Raw genomic sequence first — 1509 nt, forward strand, 5'->3', positions numbered from 1 at the left:
ACTTCGGCATCTCCTTCGGCACCATGGCCTCGAAATAGGTCCAGATCAGCTTTCCGTCCGGCTCGATGCCGGGCAGCGCGCGTGGCCGGGCGCCGGTCGCCAGGATGATGTGCTTGGCGGTATAGGTGCCCTCGCCCTTGACGCCTTTCGGCACCGGCGGCTGTGGCTCCATCGGCTTCTTGGCCGTCTTGGACACGACGATCTCGCCCGCCTTCGAAAGCTTGGCCTCGCCCCAGATGACGTCGACCTTGTTCTTCTTCATCAGGAAGGCAACGCCGCCATTGAGCCGCAGCGACACCTTGCGCGAGCGGTCAACGACGGCCGATGTGTCCACGCTGACCTTGCCGTCGAGCTTCAGCCCGTAATCCTTCAGGTGATCCGAATAGTGCATGATCTCGGCCGAGCGCAGCAGCGCCTTGGTCGGGATGCAGCCCCAGTTAAGGCAAATGCCGCCGAGATGCTCGCGCTCGACGATCGCCGTCTTGAAGCCGAGCTGCGCGGAACGCACCGCGGTGACATAGCCGCCGGGACCGGAGCCGATGATGATGACGTCATAGTTCTCAGCCACGGGTTTTCTCCTTCACAATTCCAGCATGACGCGCACGACTGGTGTCAGCGCCTCGCCGATGTTTCGCGTGTTTTCGGCGTCAAGATGAACACCGTCGAGAGGTGTGGTTTGCGCCACGCTGCCGGCGTCGAAGAAGCCGCAGCCGGCCTCATCGGCGAGCGCGGCATATTGCGGTGCCAAAAACTTCGAGGCGTCGTCGCCGCCGGCAAACATTTCCTTGAATTCGGCATTTTCGGTGCGACTGACGACAGGCGGCGAAACGATGAGGATCTGCGGCGCCGGCCAGTCGAACGGATAGTCGTGACCGCGCACGATGTCGATCAGCCGCTGGATACCCTGCTTGGCCGCGACGGGATTGCCGTGGATCCACGGCTTCATGTCGTTGGCGCCGAGCATGATGACAATCAGGTCGATCGGCGCATGCGTCGTCAGCACCGTTGGCAGCAGCCTGGCGCCGTTGCGATCAGCACCGGCCAGGTGGTCGTCGAAGGCGGTGGTGCGGCCATTGAGGCCTTCGGCGATAACTTCGACGCCACTGCCAAGGCCGGCCTGCAGCACGCTTGGCCAGCGGTCTTCCAGCGCATGGCGGCCACCTTCGGCATTGTAGCCCCAGGTCAGCGAGTCGCCGTAACAAAGAACCGTCTTCATGCACCCACCTGCGCGTCGATCAACCCACGCTTCACCCGCCATCCATGGGTTGTGACCGCCCGTTTCCGAGCAGCCAGTCCGGTGGCGAATCCGGAAATGATGAAAGCGAAGAGGCTGGTGAAGACTATCCGCACCGCCCTCTCGCTTCCCTAAACCAGCATGCCCATCGGGTTCTCGATCAGGCGCTTGAAGGCGACCAGCAGTTCGGCACCCAGCGCACCGTCGACGGCGCGGTGGTCGGTCGACAGCGTCACCGACATCACGGTGGCTATTCTGATCTCGCCATTCTTGAC

The 1509-nt window shown here is 62.9% G+C and carries 3 protein-coding genes; all 3 read right to left on the minus strand.

Annotated elements, in window-relative coordinates:
* A partial coding sequence (locus EN994_RS30860) for an FAD-dependent oxidoreductase (protein WP_127308118.1) occupies positions 1 to 568 on the minus strand: 568 nt, incomplete at its 3' end.
* Positions 569 to 580: 12 nt separating this feature from the next.
* Positions 581 to 1216, minus strand: coding sequence for an SGNH/GDSL hydrolase family protein (locus tag EN994_RS30865; protein WP_013531484.1), 636 nt, complete (start codon positions 1214 to 1216; stop codon positions 581 to 583).
* Between the two features lie 149 nt (positions 1217 to 1365).
* A partial coding sequence (locus tag EN994_RS30870) for a 2-oxo acid dehydrogenase subunit E2 (protein ID WP_206530541.1) occupies positions 1366 to 1509 on the minus strand: 144 nt, incomplete at its 5' end.

The sequence above is a fragment of the Mesorhizobium sp. M7A.F.Ca.CA.002.09.1.1 genome (assembly GCF_003998555.1).
GTDB classification, from domain to species: domain Bacteria; phylum Pseudomonadota; class Alphaproteobacteria; order Rhizobiales; family Rhizobiaceae; genus Mesorhizobium; species Mesorhizobium ciceri.

What these genes read in the sequence shown, in the direction of transcription:
- EN994_RS30865 (WP_013531484.1), bottom strand. Translation starts at nt 1,216, where the DNA reads ATGAAGACGGTTCTTTGTTACGGCGACTCGCTGACCTGGGGCTACAAT.